This window comes from Flavobacterium anhuiense (assembly GCF_050990855.1).
GTDB lineage: Bacteria > Bacteroidota > Bacteroidia > Flavobacteriales > Flavobacteriaceae > Flavobacterium > Flavobacterium anhuiense_C.
On sequence record NZ_CP158861.1, the window covers coordinates 4,670,226 to 4,684,118 of the forward strand.

The 13,893-nt window shown below is 34.1% G+C and carries 12 protein-coding genes; 9 read left to right on the forward strand and 3 right to left on the reverse strand.

The window, feature by feature from the left end; translation table 11 throughout:
• Positions 1–122 precede the first annotated feature (122 nt).
• The 5 genes from ABTV69_RS20175 (at position 123) to ABTV69_RS20195 (ending at position 8,286) form a co-directional block, all read left to right on the forward strand.
• Complete coding sequence (locus ABTV69_RS20175) at positions 123–2,582, forward strand: histidine kinase dimerization/phosphoacceptor domain -containing protein (RefSeq protein ID WP_433832016.1); 2,460 nt, start codon at positions 123–125, stop codon at positions 2,580–2,582.
• Between the two features lie 6 nt (positions 2,583–2,588).
• The gene (locus ABTV69_RS20180) at positions 2,589–4,496 is read left to right on the forward strand and encodes a sigma 54-interacting transcriptional regulator (protein ID WP_433832018.1); all 1,908 of its coding nucleotides are present in this window, start codon (positions 2,589–2,591) and stop codon (positions 4,494–4,496) included.
• A 232-nt stretch (positions 4,497–4,728) separates the two neighbouring features.
• Positions 4,729–5,295 (forward strand): Crp/Fnr family transcriptional regulator, encoded by a 567-nt coding sequence (locus tag ABTV69_RS20185; RefSeq protein ID WP_433832020.1) that lies wholly within the window; start codon positions 4,729–4,731, stop codon positions 5,293–5,295.
• 836 nt (positions 5,296–6,131) lie between these two features.
• Positions 6,132–7,454: an antibiotic biosynthesis monooxygenase gene (locus ABTV69_RS20190; protein ID WP_433832022.1), complete on the forward strand. Its 1,323-nt coding sequence runs from the start codon at positions 6,132–6,134 to the stop codon at positions 7,452–7,454.
• Between the two features lie 34 nt (positions 7,455–7,488).
• The gene (locus ABTV69_RS20195) at positions 7,489–8,286 is read left to right on the forward strand and encodes a DJ-1/PfpI/YhbO family deglycase/protease (RefSeq protein ID WP_433832024.1); all 798 of its coding nucleotides are present in this window, start codon (positions 7,489–7,491) and stop codon (positions 8,284–8,286) included.
• 64 nt (positions 8,287–8,350) lie between these two features.
• Here ABTV69_RS20195 and ABTV69_RS20200 read toward each other — a convergent pair whose 3' ends face one another.
• Complete coding sequence (locus ABTV69_RS20200) at positions 8,351–8,926, reverse strand: Crp/Fnr family transcriptional regulator (RefSeq protein ID WP_433832026.1); 576 nt, start codon at positions 8,924–8,926, stop codon at positions 8,351–8,353.
• Positions 8,927–9,144: 218 nt separating this feature from the next.
• Between ABTV69_RS20200 and ABTV69_RS20205 the strand changes: the two genes are divergently transcribed.
• From ABTV69_RS20205 to ABTV69_RS20220, 4 genes are read left to right on the forward strand one after another with little or no spacing between them, the layout of a single operon-like run.
• Entirely contained in the window at positions 9,145–9,363 is a 219-nt protein-coding gene (locus ABTV69_RS20205; protein ID WP_433832028.1) for a 2TM domain-containing protein, read from the forward strand.
• Between the two features lie 12 nt (positions 9,364–9,375).
• Positions 9,376–9,942 (forward strand): cupin domain-containing protein, encoded by a 567-nt coding sequence (locus tag ABTV69_RS20210; RefSeq protein ID WP_433832030.1) that lies wholly within the window; start codon positions 9,376–9,378, stop codon positions 9,940–9,942.
• An 18-nt stretch (positions 9,943–9,960) separates the two neighbouring features.
• On the forward strand, positions 9,961–10,515 hold the full coding sequence (locus ABTV69_RS20215; protein WP_433832032.1) for a carboxymuconolactone decarboxylase family protein: 555 nt from the start codon (positions 9,961–9,963) through the stop codon (positions 10,513–10,515).
• A gap of 37 nt (positions 10,516–10,552) precedes the next feature.
• Entirely contained in the window at positions 10,553–11,422 is an 870-nt protein-coding gene (locus ABTV69_RS20220; protein WP_433832034.1) for an alpha/beta hydrolase, read from the forward strand.
• Positions 11,423–11,664: 242 nt separating this feature from the next.
• On the opposite strand, the gene ABTV69_RS20225 is transcribed toward ABTV69_RS20220, so the two are convergent.
• A complete protein-coding gene (locus ABTV69_RS20225; protein WP_433832036.1) occupies positions 11,665–12,789 on the reverse strand; it encodes an ABC transporter permease in 1,125 nt (374 codons plus the stop codon).
• A complete protein-coding gene (locus ABTV69_RS20230; protein WP_433832038.1) occupies positions 12,786–13,892 on the reverse strand; it encodes an ABC transporter permease in 1,107 nt (368 codons plus the stop codon). Before ABTV69_RS20230 ends, ABTV69_RS20225 begins: the two co-directional genes overlap by 4 nt.
• Between the last annotated feature and the right edge of the window lies 1 nt (position 13,893).

The following is a 13,893-nucleotide window of genomic DNA, read 5'->3' on the forward strand; positions in this document are numbered from 1 at the left end:
TATAATCAATATTTTTTTTATCATATACTTTTATCGTATTTTTGATAATACACTAAATACCAATATATTATAATTTTAAGTTTTAAAAGCAAAATGATATAATCAAACCAAAGTATATTATTGTGGAATGTAAGCTTTTTAAAGTAGTTTATTTAAAATTTACAATAAGTAGATTCTCCCTATTCTTTCTACTTTTTTGCGGAGTAAATTTATACGCACAGTATAATAAATCTGGATATACCGATATTGCCAAACAAAGGTTACTAATTCATATTACGTCTGATTATCTTCACACCATCAGTCAAGGGCAAATTGATAAAGACAGCGCCGTGAGAGCTTCTTGCCGACTTTATAATTTGAGCATTTTAATTCCAAATAACGAAAGTTACAGCAATGGCGCAACGAGTCCTGCCATTAAACTTCTCGAACAAGATAAAGTCAATCAAGCCAAAAATTTGCTCGCGAATTTAAAAGGCGAAAATCGTTCTTTATTGCTGCTTGAATTAAGCAATTATTTCATTTTTAAAACTGGCGCCCAAAAAGCAGATCTTGATAAAGCTGAAAAATATCTAAACGAAGTTTTATTACAGAAAAACGGAACGAAATGGAAAATTGGAGCCATGATGCTAAAAGCCCATCTTCTTAATCAAAGAGGAAATTCAGCTGAAAGTCAAAAACTATTTGGGGAAATTGAAACGATTTGCAAACAATCTCATAATAATCTTGATCTAGCCAGAGCACTTTTAGAAGCTGGAAAAACTTTACCATATGGCGATCCAAAAAGATTGGTTTATTTTGAGAAAGCACTTTCTATATTTAAAACTTTAAACGAGAAAGAAAAGGAAATCGAAACACTGTCTCAAATAAATATCGAATATTTCATTGCGCGACGTTTTGACGATTCTCAGAAATTGACAGATAAAATATTACAGCTTCAAAAAGAAATTAAATACTATCACAATCAATATGCTTTTGATGTTCTCTCTCTTTTATCCTATCGAAAAGGAGATTTGGTTAAGGCTTTATATTATTCGAATAAAAGCATTGAAAGCATGCGTACTAAAGAAGATTCAATCTTTAAAGCCTTATTTTTTGTAAGAAGAGGCGGATTGTATCAATACTCCAGCAAAAATCAAGAAGCTTTGCTTTGGTACACTAAAGCATTAGAAAACAAAACCCGTGAAACCAAACTTTACTGGTACAAAGCTTTTCTTTCTAAAGCTTGGATTCTGAATAAATTGAATCGATACAATGAAGCTTTATTTCTTCTGACAAAAACAGAAAAAGAATTTCCTCCCAATACCGATTTTGAAAAAATGCACTTTGCCTTATTGCTTGGAGAAACTTATGAAAATTTGAAAAAGACCGATTTAGCAGAAAAAAACTATTCTGTTTTTCAAAACATTGCGAAGAATTATCCTCTCGAACATTTGCATGACGAATTTCCTTCCGCATTTTTTCAGATATCTTCTTTTTACAGAAATATCGGCAAAACCACAAAAGCCAGACAGTTGCTTAATAATGGTGTTTCGCATACTTTTGAAATAGGCGTTTCAGAGAAGAGCCAGTACTACTACAACTTATTTAAAATTGATTCTACCGAAAAGAAATACGATGATGCTGTTAAAAATCTGCTTTTAAGTCAGAAATATAAGGATTCTGCTTTTACTGAAGAACAGCAAAAAAAGTTTGCCGAATTATTAATTAAATACGAAACCGACGAGAAGGATAAAAACATCAAATTGCTTCATACGCAAAACCAGTTGCAACTTGCTCAATCTCGCGAAACCGAAAGAGAAAAGAGCATTCTTTTGGTTGGTGCTTTGCTATTGCTCGTTATTGTTTTTTTATTGCTGAATCGCTACATCATCAAACAAAAAAGCAATCGAAAATTGGAAGCTAGCCAACGTGAATTGGATCAAAAAAACACCTTTTTGGAAAGCTTAAATAATGAACAGCAAAAGTTATTAAAGGAAAAAGAATGGCTTGTTAAAGAAGTGCATCACAGAGTTAAAAATAACTTACAGATGGTTACCAGTCTGCTTAATTCGCAATCTGCTTATCTAAAAGATAGCGATGCAAAAATGGCTGTAAAAGATAGTCTACGCAGAATGCAAGCCATGTCTATGATTCATCAGAAATTGTATCATGACGATACCATTTCGACCATTGCAATGCCTCAGTATATTGACGAACTCGTTCATTATTTACATGAAAGTTTTGATCACGAAAATCAAATCACTTTCAAAAAGAATATTGAACCGATAAATCTTCATGTTTCACAAGCAATTCCGTTGGGGTTGATTATTACAGAAAGCGTGGTAAATGCCATAAAATATGCTTTTTTAGAAAAACAACACGGCATTATTGAAATCAGTCTTACTTATAAAGAAATCGATTCTATTGTTCTCAAAATTTCAGATAACGGAATAGGTTTGCCTGATTTATCCAACAAAAACGATACTAATTCTCTAGGACTAAATCTTATAAAAGGTCTTGCAAAACAGCTAAAAGGCAGTTTTAGCATTGAAAACAATAACGGCGTACATATAATAATTACATTTATGTATCTAAATAACTGATTTGCAATGAGCAGTAAAGTATTAATTGTAGAAGATGAATTTATAGTCGCAAATGATCTGCAGCTCATATTAAAACACGCTGGTTATATTGTAACCGGTATTGCTGTTTCGGCTGAGGAAGCTCTCGAAAATATCACAAAAAACAAACCTGATCTTATACTATTGGATATTTTTCTAGAAGGCGAACAATCTGGAATTGATCTGGCAAAAAAATTAAAAACCGAAAATATTGCTTTTGTTTACCTTTCTGCCAACTCCAACCAAACGATATTGGAAGAAGCCAAGAAAACAGATCCTTACGGATTTTTGGTAAAACCATTTAGAGAAAAAGATCTACTTGTTACTTTAGAAATTGCTTCTTATAGACATAAAAATAGTATCGAATCACGTTTGAAACAGGAAACGCTTTTGCAGGAAAAATTGAGTGCGATAAGTTTTCAAACACTTTCAGATGAACAATATTTTCAAGAAACGGCTCGTCTATTACAAGCTTTTATTCCTTACGATTTAATTGTATTCGAAACAAAACAAATCGATTTAAATAAACAGAAAAGTGAAGCTTATATGCGAATAGGTTTTGACGAATACCAATACATTGGCGAAAAAGAATTGAAAAACATTACCAATTCAAACACTAATTCTTCTTTTACCGAAAGCTATTATTTGGAAAATGAAACCGTTATTTATGGAAATGATTCTGAATATTTTAATCCTAATTTGTCTTTTATAAAAGACCATTTTAAAGCAGCTTCTTTTCTCGTATTTCCTATTTTATTGAATAATGAATTAACAATTCAATTTATATTTTGCAATCAAAAGAAAAACCATTATTCTCAATATCATATTGACTTACTAACGAGCGCAAAAAAAGATTTTTCAGATCTTCTAAATCAACATAAATTGATTGAATCAAAGACAGAGAATCATAAAGAAATTGTTTCAAATCGATTTACAGATAGTATCGGGAAGCATCCTCTTTTGTTGGATGCTCTGGATCTTATTGCACAAGTTGCACCTTACAACACCTCTGTTCTTATTCTTGGCGAAAGCGGAACAGGAAAAGAAAAAGCGGCGCAATCAATTCATAATTTGTCCACAAGAAAAAACGGTCCTTTTATAAAAGTAAACTGTGCCGCGATTTCGCCCACTTTAATAGAATCTGAATTATTTGGTTACGAAAAAGGCGCTTTTACAGGAGCGATTGAAAGCAGAAAAGGAAAGTTTGAACTTGCTGATGGAGGAACTATTTTTTTGGATGAAATTGGCGAATTATCGAATGAAATGCAGATTCGATTATTACGAGTTTTACAAGAAAAAGAAATTGATTCCGTCGGCGGAAATATAGCTCGAAAAGTCGATATCAGAATTGTTGCCGCAACCAACCGAAATCTTGAAAAAGAAGTTGCGGAAGGCAATTTCAGAATGGACCTTTACTACCGACTTAATGTTTTCCCAATAACTATGCCTGCATTGCGAGAACGTAAAACGGATATTCCAGAATTGGCAGCTTATTTTATAGAAAAATTCAGCAAAGAATTCAGCAAAAAAATTAATGGAATAAACTCAAACATGCTCCAGCAAATGAATGAATACGACTGGCCTGGAAATATTCGCGAATTAGAAAATTTTATCGAAAGATCGGTAATTCTAAACAACGGAAAATCAGAATTAGATTTTAAACCCAATTCTCCTTCAAACTCAGAAACATTCAAAACTGAAAATGTTCAGAACTTAGACGATGTAAAAAATGCTCAGCAACAAATAGAACGCGACTACATTATTTCTATCCTAAAAAAAGTAAACGGCAGAATTCGCGGAACATCTGGCGCTGCTTCTATATTAAATATCAAACCTACAACTTTAGAATCTAAAATGAGTAAGCTGGCCATTAAAAAAGACGATTACGCAAATTAGAATTACTCCACTTTTTTCGGAACTATTTTACATTTCTCCGAAATTTTCGTAGAAATATAAAACGCTGATTTTCTATTATTTTAAAGAATATAAAATTTAAACACAGTCGCAGTCGCAGTTAACATTTCGTTTCTGTTCTTTTTCTGTTAACTAAAATAATTGGCATATTCTTAGTTTCTTTTCAAAGCATAATGATATCTAAATACTTAATCCCCAAAATAATGTATTGTCTATGGATCAGCTGCGAAATCATATTGAAGAAATTACTCCTGTAAGCGATGATGAATTTGCTTATATCAAAACTTTCTTTACCAAAAAGAAAATAAAAAAACATCAATATCTCATTCAAAGCGGCGACAAAGTGCAATGCGAATATTGGATCATAAAAGGTACGCTTAGAGCATTTTATATCAATAAAGACGGCAAAGAACATATTCTTCAATTTGCCATAAAAAATTGGTGGATTTCAGATTATAACGCTTATTTCAATCAATCAGAATCGACCATAAATATTGTTTGTATGGAAGATGCCGAAATACTATGCCTCACACTTTATGCAAGAGAAAAACTAGCTTCTGAACTTCATAAAATGGAGCACTTTTTTAGAATGAAACTTACCCTTCTTTATTCTTCACAGCAAAAAAGAATTATTTCTCTATTATCAGACAATCCGAAAGAGCGTTATGAAAAGTTCGCAAGTTATTACCCGAGCATCTTGCAAAAAATCCCTAAAAAATATATCGCAGAATATCTCGGAGTTTGCCGAGAAACGCTTAGCAGGCTTTATCTTAATAACTAGCTCTGGAAGAGCGCAATATTTATAGAAATAAAACAAGATCCGTAATTAAAAGCTCCAGCGGAGCGGCATATTTCGCACCTACGGAGCTCTTTTACAAACCGCAAAATAAATTCCTACCAATATTCCGTCCCGCTGGGACTTCCCAGTAATCTTCAAAACATAACCAATGGTTTCAACCATTGGGACGCGTCGATAATCGTTTCTGATTGTGTTCCCAAGGTTGAAACCTTGGGCTATGTTTTTAAATCGGAGCTTTTACAAAAACGTTTAAAAGCTCTGGAAGAGCGAAATATTTATAGGCATAAAATTACGTCCCTAAATTAAAAGCTCCAGCGGAGCGACATATTTCGCACCTACGGAGCTCTTTTACAAACCGCAAAATAAATTCCTACCAATATTCCGTCCCGCTGGGACTTCCCAGTAATCTTCAAAACATAACCAATGGTTTCAACCATTGGGACGCATCGATAAACGCTTCTGATTGTGTACCCAAGGTTGAAACCTTGGGCTATGTTGAATAAAATTGTCTAGAATTTAATCTAATTCATAATTCATAATTAAAATACTCTTCTTAACCAAAGTCAATGATTGGAGAAGAATGGGCGATATAATTTTGCCTTGTTTTAAAACACAAAGTGATCGTAATCACACTTTTATAGTGATTTCAATCAACTTCTACCGAATATGTAAAATGGAAATTTGTTTAAGAGATAACCGAAAAATTAGACAGTATGAAAACAATACAACATAAATCAATCACCCAAAAAGTCTTGATAGTTGCGCTTTGCGTGTTTACGACTATTACAGCCAGTGTTAAAGTTAAAAATTCTGATAGCATGAAAAAGAAAATTTTATTCGTGGTAACCAATCACGTTAAAAAGGGAAATACAGGAGAAAAGACAGGTTTTTATCTTTCTGAAGTAACGCATCCTTGGGATATACTCGTGAATGCTGGATATGAAGTTGATTTTGTCAGTCCGAAAGGTGGTAAAGCACCAGTGGAAGGATTCAATTTAAGCGATTCGACCAACAAAAAGTTTTGGCTTGATACAGAATATCGGCATAAAATAGAAAATACGTTGAAGCCAGAAAACATAAATCCTGAAAATTACGTTGCCATACATTTTGCGGGCGGTCACGGTGCCATGTGGGATTTGCCAAACAATAAACAATTGACTGCAATTGCGACAAAAATTTACGCCAATAACGGAATCATTAGCGCAGTTTCACATGGCTCAGCAGGTCTTTTAAATATTAAACTGACTGATGATAAATATCTTGTAGATGGCAAAAAAATCAATGCTTTTACGAATGAAGAAGAAACCGCTGTAAAACTAGATAAAGCCGCACCCTTTTCATTAGAATCTAAATTGATAGAAAGAGGAGCCATTTTTGAAAAATCGGGTTTATGGCAGACACATTTTACAGTTGACGAACGCTTGGTTACAGGACAGAATCCGCAATCGGCAAGAGCGGTTGGCGAAGCACTTTTAGAACAGTTATCAGCTTCTGAAACCATTTCTAAATTAACGATGTATGAAGTAAAAGAAAATGCTTCAGAACAATTCAGAAAAGCTTTGAAAGATTACGTAACCGCTTCTCTTTTGTCTAAAGATAATATAATGGCGGAAGCTTTTTACGAACAGGAAAAACCTAACATTTTATGGTTGATTGAAAGATGGAATGGAAAAAGCCAATTAGAAAATTTCAGCAAAAACAAACAAGCAAAAGCTTTACAGTCTTTAACCGAAAAATCATTAAAAGCTTCGCCTAAAATCTATTATGTAAAAGACCTCGAACCTTTAACAAAAGAACAATGGCGTAAAACCTCCAAAAAAGAAGACAACCAACTTGTGATAATGCTGTTTGTTGATGGAAAAAAGGGAACTGAGCAAAATTTCAAAGACACCTATCACGTCGCAATGCCACAATTTAGAAGTGAACCTGGCGTAGTTACCTATCAGCTTTCTGAAATTGAAGGAGATGAAACCCAGTTTGTAACCTATGAGAAATTCAGAAGCAATGACTCTTTTCAATACCACCTCAACTTTCCTCCTATCAAACCTGTAATTGAATATTTGGAAACCAGCATTAAGAAACCTCCTTTTCAAAACGGACTGCATAATCTTATCGAATTTGCTCCAATGACAAGGGAATAAAAAAAATCAGTAGTAATAGTTAAAATAAAAAATCATGAAAAAATTAAAACAAATTATGACAGCAAGTTTATTAAGTGCCGCAGCATTAACAGATGCTCAAGCTCAAGATATCGATCATAAATTAGAAGTGATCAACCAATTAGCAACAGCATCTCATGTTTCTGTAATGCCCGTTTCTGCATTATTGAATGCACCAGGAAACGAGGCTATGAGAGCTTTCTTTTTTACTCCCGTAAAAGATAAAACGGTTTTAAAAGGAAAAAAAATCGCAGTTCTTGCGGCAGACGGTTTTGAAGAAATAGAACTGACAGGACCTGTTTGGTATTTTAAAGAATTAGGTGCTCAAGTTGACATTGTATCACCAAAATACAATCCAGCACCTGCAAGATATGGATTAAGCAGTCCCGAAATGGCAAAAACACATGTTATGGCGATTCAGTATTTACAGCCTGTTGGATGGATCAAATTTGACCACACAGCAGACCAGATTAAAGTGAGCGATTATGATGCCGTATTTATTCCAGGAGGCGCATGGAATCCTGATAACCTTCGTTATGACAAAGACGTGATTAAATTTATTCAGGATTTTAATAAATCTGGAAAATTGATTGCCGCTATTTGTCACGCTCCAGTTGTATTAGCTTCGGCTGATATTCTAAAAGGAAGAAAACTGACGGGATATTGGAACATTCAAATTGATCTAAAAAATGCAGGCGGAATTGTTTCTGATCAGCCCGTAGTAGTCGACGCTAATCTTATAACAAGCAGACATCCTATCGATGTAGCCGATTTTTCGAAAGCAGTGGAAAGCTGGTTAGTTAAGAAAAAGTAATTCGATACATTACTGCTGAATTATAATAACGGAAGATAATTTTTTGTCTTCCGTTATACTTTAATCACTTCCCAATCATTCGTTTACGAAGTCGGCTAAGAGATTCTGGCTTAATGCCAATGTAAGACGAAAGCTGATTTTGTGAGACCATTTGAAAAAGATGAGGCTCTTTTTTTAAAATGGTTTTATAACGTTCTTCGGGAGTTTGAAAATGAAGCATTTCTTCTCTCTCTATAATGATTAGATAAGCATATTCGGCTATTAATCTTCCAAATTTTGACCAATTGGGACAACTATGATATAGGTTTTCAACCTTTTCGTATTCTAAAGCAATTACTTTCGAATCTTCCATCGCTCTGCAATAGTACTGCGCTGTTCTTTGCGTAATGAAACTAGCGAAATCTACGAGAAAATCATTTGGTTTTGCAAATCGGCAATTGATTTCGTTTCCCTTATAATCAACATAAAACATTCTGAAAAAACCACTTTCGATAAAGTAAATATGACGGCAGATTTCTCCCTGTTGCAAAAGGTCGGTATCTTTTGGCACTTCCCTCCTTTCAATAATTGGAAGCATCAAATTATACTCTTCATCAGACATCGGAACAAAAGATGTTATAACTGTTTTAAGTGCATCCATAGCAATATGTTAAGAAGAATAACTTCTCTAAAATTAGATTTTATTCTGCTAAATAAAAAATGTTTTCTTTCTAAAAATAACAGATTCGTTCTTAACCAAAGTCAATGATGTTTCCGCATTACCCACTCTACCTTTGTCATGTAAATAAATTGAAAATCAAACAATTAAAAGCAATCAATAAAAAAACAACCTATTACTAATCATTAAAAAACTTAATCATGAAAACTAAATTTAACATCGACGCAAAAGCAAACAATCCAAAATTAGGATTCAAAATTCATTTTCTTGCTTTCTTATTAGCAACTCCAATAATCTTCCTTATCTGGTATTTAACAGACACAACTTATCCTTGGCCGCTTTGGTCAACTTCTGCTTGGGCAGTTGGAGTTCTTTTTCATTATTTAGGTGCATTTGTATTCAGAAAAAATAAAATCTAAACCTCGATCATCATGGAAACCAATACAACATTCAGACGCATTGTAACAGGGCATAATTCAGACGGAAAAGCGATTATAGTTTCTGACGAAGTTCCAACGAGAACCTATATGGTTGGCGGACCAAATGGAGCCAAATTTCATGAGGTTTGGAATACCAAACAAACTCCTGCTTTAATAGACAGTATTTCTAAAGATCCTGAAGAAAACGGACTTATCCTAGGTCCTCCAAAACATGGAACAAGAATACGAGTGATTGATTTTCCGCCAGAAGGTGATGAAATTCGAAATCTGACCCAAGAACAAGCTCTTGAACATTTTAAAACCATGAGTGGTGAACAGGCTTCAAAAGCTGGCGGAAATGCTCCTCATCCTTTAATGCATAAAACCGAAACTGTTGATTACGGAATTGTGCTCGACGGCGAGTTGACCTTAATTGTTGACGAAGACGAAACAACCGCAAAAGCAGGAGACATTATTGTACAACGCGGAACCAATCATGCGTGGAGCAATCGATCTGGAAAAGTTTGTCGAGTTGTTTTCATTTTAATTGATGGACAATTTGAAGAAAATCTTCGCTAATCTCTAAGAAACATTATTATGAGAGTGCATCCTATACATCCAGAAGACATGAACGCCGAAGTTCGCTATGTTCATGATGAAGTTGTAAAACTCATTACAACAAGCCAAGGACCAGTTTCAATGGTTAATAACGAAGGCGCTTTAACAGGTCCGTTTCCTCCAATGCTTGGTTTTCCTCAATTCGGAATTCCTGCTCTGAGTTTCGTACGTTCTTTAGACAATCATGCCACACTTGCTAAAAAAGTCCGAGAAGTTGCTATTCTTACGGTTGGTGCTGCTTTTGGCGCTCGCTTCGAACTTTATGCACATGAAATCATGGCAAAACATCTCGGTTTTTCCGATCAAGCCGTGGCATCAATGGCATCAGGAATTCGTCCAACTGAATTAAATCAAGAAGAAGTTATAGCTTATGAAATCGCTACAATTCTAGTCAAAGGCAGAATCGTTCCAGACTCCGCTTATAATCTTGGCAGAGAAATACTAGGACAAGACGGAGTTGCCGAACTTATATTTTTAGTTGGAGCTTACACTCTTCTCGCCACTGTATTAAATGGTTTTGATGTTCTTTCCTAATTAAAAAAGACATCCAATTTTATTAAAAAACAATACAATGAAAATTTTAAAAACAATGAAAAAATCAAAAATGAATTCTCAATCTTTAAAAACAATATCAAAACTTTTTCTGATGTTGTTTACTACAATCTCTAGTGCATCATGTACAAATGATGATAATAATGTAAATGCTAAAAAATCTCCTGTTGTCTTAGTGCATGGCGCGTGGCAAGCATCTTACGTTTGGGATCAAACCGAAAAAGATCTTAAAGCTGCAGGCTATAACGTTACTGTGGTAAAACTTCCTGGACATGGAGAAGATGCAACTCCTGCTTATCAAGTTTCATTTAAAGCGTATGTCGATGAAGTAAAAAAAGCCATTAATGCCTACAACGAACCTGTAATTGTAATTGGTCATAGTTTAGGCGGAGCAGTAATTACTCAAACTGCTGCCGAAGTTCCGCAAAAAATCAAAAAGCTGATTTATGTTGCAGGTTTTATTCCTCAAAGCGGAAAAAGTGTTTTAGATTATTCTCAAATGGATACGGCTTCACTTTTGCCTCCATCATTACAATTATCTGAAGATCAAACTTTGGCAGGAATTGTAAATCCAGAAGTTAATCTTCCTAAAATATTTGCTCAAGATGCGACAGATGTTCAAAAGCAATTTCTTGTTTCCAAATACAATGCAGAGCCTACAATTCCGCTTGGAACTCCTTTAACTTATAAAACAGAAGATTATAATTTGGGAGGAAAAAAATATTACATCTTCACCACTGCCGATAATACGATTACGTACAATTTTCAGCAGAAAATGGCTAAAGATGCCGGAATTACAGATACTTACACGATCAATTCTGGGCATAGTCCGTTTATATCAAAATCTGATGAACTTACGAAATTGATAAAAGAAATTTTAGCGAAATAACTTTTAAATGAAAAAAGGCTGTTTCAAAAAAACTGTCTTTTAGTAAGCTTCAGAGAAGCGAAATATTTGTAGCAAAAAATAAACATTTACAACATAAAGCTCCAGAGGGGCGACATATACTAAGATTTAAAAAGATATGTCGCTCCTCTGGAACTTTTTTTTCATTTGCATTATCGTAATGCTATAAATATTTCACCCCGCTGGGGTTTTTCCTTATAAAAATAATTTTTAAAAATATCCAATTAACTTGTTTTTCTGTAATTATAAATCGCCAAAGCATTCAATACAATAGCAAAAATAAACAAGTATAATAATTCAGACCCAACTTCTGTTAAACCACTTCCTTTTAAAACAATAAGACGAACTACTTTTATAAAATGCGTTACAGGAGTAAATTCAGAAATGGTTCTTGCCCAATTTGGCATGCTGTCGGTACTGGTAAAAAAACCGCTCATGAGCATAAAAATCATCATAAAGAAAAAAGCAATAAACATGGCCTGCAATTGCGTATCGGCAAAGGTAGAAATAAGAAGTCCCAAACCTAATAATGCCGTTAAATAAACGCCTGCAAAGAGATATAAAACCAAAAGACTTCCTGCGGGAAATATGCCGTAAATCAAATACATTACAATCAGACCAATGGTAAAAACAATCATTCCAACAATCCAAAAAGGAATCAGTTTTCCTAAAATAAATTGCCATTTCTGAATTGGCGTTACATTAATCTGCTCGATTGTGCCTATTTCTTTTTCCTTTACAATATTTAATGCCGTGATAAATCCGCCAATCAAAGTAAGCAGCAACACCAAAATACCTGGAACCATATAATATTTATATTCTGCTCTCGGATTATACCAATTGGTGCTATTCAACGTAATGATAGAGGGTGAAACGGCACTTAATTGTTGCGGTAATTTTACCCGAACATCAAGATCATTGCTAAAATCGGCCAGTACAACATTTAGATACGCATTTCCGATATTAGACTTCGTTCCGTTAATGGCATCTGCCGCGATATTCACTTTCTGGCTTCCTTCTCTAACTAAGTTTCGCTCAAACCCAGAAGGGATTTCCAAAATTAAATCGGCATCTGCTCTTTCTATAAATTCCAAAGCTTCTAAATAAGATGATGGCGTTCCAACAATATGGAAATATCCTGAAGAACCAATTTTATTGATTAATTTTTGAGAATAGGAACTATGATCGTGATCGACATAAACAATATTGACGCTTTTTACTTCAAAATTAGCAGCCAAAGGCAAAATAACAAGCTGGAAAATCGGAACAAAAAACATCATTGCCAATATGGTTTTGTCTCGAAATATCTGTCGAAATTCTTTCTGTAATATAAAACGAAGCACTTTCATGAGAGTCTAATTTTAAATTTTTTCAAAGAAATCGTCAGTAATAAAATCGTCATTCCAACAAGAATAAGCGTTTCTTTCCAGACATAAGAAAAACCTAAACCTTTAAGCATAACGGCTTTTACAATGATGTAGTAATAATGTGACGGAATTAAATGCGAAACAGCTTGAAAAATCCAAGGCATATTTTCTAATGGAAACATAAATCCGGTCAAAATTAATGTGGGCAACATCATTCCCATCATCGATATTAACATTGCCGTTTGTTGCGAATCTGTAACATTTGAAATCACTAGACCGAGCGAAAGGCAGGTTATGATAAACAAAATACTTTCTGCAAAAAGCAGCAGGAAACTCCCTTTAATCTCTACATCAAGCAGATAAACCGAAAGAAAAATAATGATTACAAAATTAATTACAGAAAGCACTAAATACGGAATCGCTTTTGCAATCAATACCATTATGGGTTTGAAAGGCGAAACGAGCAGAATTTCCATCGTTCCCAATTCTTTTTCGCGCACAACCGAAACCGAAGTTAATGCAGTACTTACAATCATAAAAATCAAAGCAATTACACCTGGAATAAAGTTAAGCGAACCGTTCTGCTGTTCATTATAAAGCTGTCTTAACTCCGGAACAATTTGATAATTTAGTCTTGCTGTTGGATTTAATTCTTGCTGATAATCTCTAACAATGGCGTTTAAATAATTGGTGACAATGGTTGCCGTATTCGGATCGGATGCATCGGCAATTACTTGAATTTTTGCTCCCCCAAGACGCTTCAAATCGGAACCAAAATTGGAAGGAAAAATGACTGCACATTTGATGCTTCCGTCTTTAAATCTACTCTCAATATCGTTGTAATTTAGAATCGGATTTTCAATATGAAAATAAGAGCTTGATTCTATCTTTCTTATGATTTTTTCGGTATGAATATCATGCGAATTATCCTGAATCGCAATTCCGATATTTTTGACTTCACTGCTCAAAGCATAACCAAAAAGAACAATCTGAGCCACAGGAAGTCCGAAGAGAATCAAAAGTGTCCTCTGATCTCTAAAAACATGATAAAATTCTTTTCGAATAAAAGCCAAAAATCTTTTCATA

Coding starts and splice junctions, on each gene's coding strand:
- ABTV69_RS20180 (WP_433832018.1), top strand. CDS start 2,589: ATGAGCAGTAAAGTATTAATTGTAGAAGATGAATTTATAGTCGCAAAT.
- ABTV69_RS20185 (WP_433832020.1), top strand. CDS start 4,729: ATGGATCAGCTGCGAAATCATATTGAAGAAATTACTCCTGTAAGCGAT.
- ABTV69_RS20190 (WP_433832022.1), top strand. CDS start 6,132: ATGAAAAAGAAAATTTTATTCGTGGTAACCAATCACGTTAAAAAGGGA.
- ABTV69_RS20195 (WP_433832024.1), top strand. CDS start 7,489: ATGAAAAAATTAAAACAAATTATGACAGCAAGTTTATTAAGTGCCGCA.
- ABTV69_RS20200 (WP_433832026.1), bottom strand. CDS start 8,926: ATGGATGCACTTAAAACAGTTATAACATCTTTTGTTCCGATGTCTGAT.
- ABTV69_RS20205 (WP_433832028.1), top strand. CDS start 9,145: ATGAAAACTAAATTTAACATCGACGCAAAAGCAAACAATCCAAAATTA.
- ABTV69_RS20210 (WP_433832030.1), top strand. CDS start 9,376: ATGGAAACCAATACAACATTCAGACGCATTGTAACAGGGCATAATTCA.
- ABTV69_RS20215 (WP_433832032.1), top strand. CDS start 9,961: ATGAGAGTGCATCCTATACATCCAGAAGACATGAACGCCGAAGTTCGC.
- ABTV69_RS20220 (WP_433832034.1), top strand. CDS start 10,553: ATGAAAATTTTAAAAACAATGAAAAAATCAAAAATGAATTCTCAATCT.
- ABTV69_RS20225 (WP_433832036.1), bottom strand. CDS start 12,789: ATGAAAGTGCTTCGTTTTATATTACAGAAAGAATTTCGACAGATATTT.
- ABTV69_RS20230 (WP_433832038.1), bottom strand. CDS start 13,892: ATGAAAAGATTTTTGGCTTTTATTCGAAAAGAATTTTATCATGTTTTT.